Consider the following 529-nt stretch of genomic DNA (forward strand, 5'->3'; position numbering starts at 1 on the left):
AGTTCTTGCCAATCGCCCAGGCGCTGCGCGAAGACCTGAACCAGTATGCAACGCGCGTGGCCGCTTTGCGCGAAACCGGGCCGGGCACTTTGCTGATCGGTTGCGGGCCTCTGACCACGAGAACCCTGATCCTGCCCGCCCTGCGATCAGTGCGGCAAGTGACGCCTGATCTTCGTTTCCGAATTCTGGTAAGCGCCTACGCACGACCGCTTGATTTGTTGCAGGCGGGAAAGTTCGACATGTTCCTCGGTGACCTGACCTACACACCCGAAGCTGACAACGTCGAGATTATGGTGATGGAGAAACAACAAATCCAGTTTGTGGCACATCGCGACCATAAGATTCATCAGCGTGGCCCGCAAACGATGGCAGGCATATTCGATTTTCCCTTTGCATCTCCGCATCTCCACAAACACTGGAAAGCCGCTTTGACAAAAGCACTTGGTGGCGGTGCTGAAGCCGTCGAAAAGGTGAATGCAGAGCCGCACATCGAATGCGACGACTACAACCTCCTGACCGGATTGTGGGC

At 56.1% G+C, this 529-nt stretch carries 1 protein-coding gene; it reads left to right on the forward strand.

The genetic code is table 11. The features are described from left to right. Positions 1–529 (forward strand): LysR substrate-binding domain-containing protein (locus ACR0EL_RS22760; RefSeq protein WP_480502393.1); only part of this gene is annotated, 529 nt, incomplete at both ends.

The organism is Ruegeria sp. AH12 (assembly GCF_056541465.1).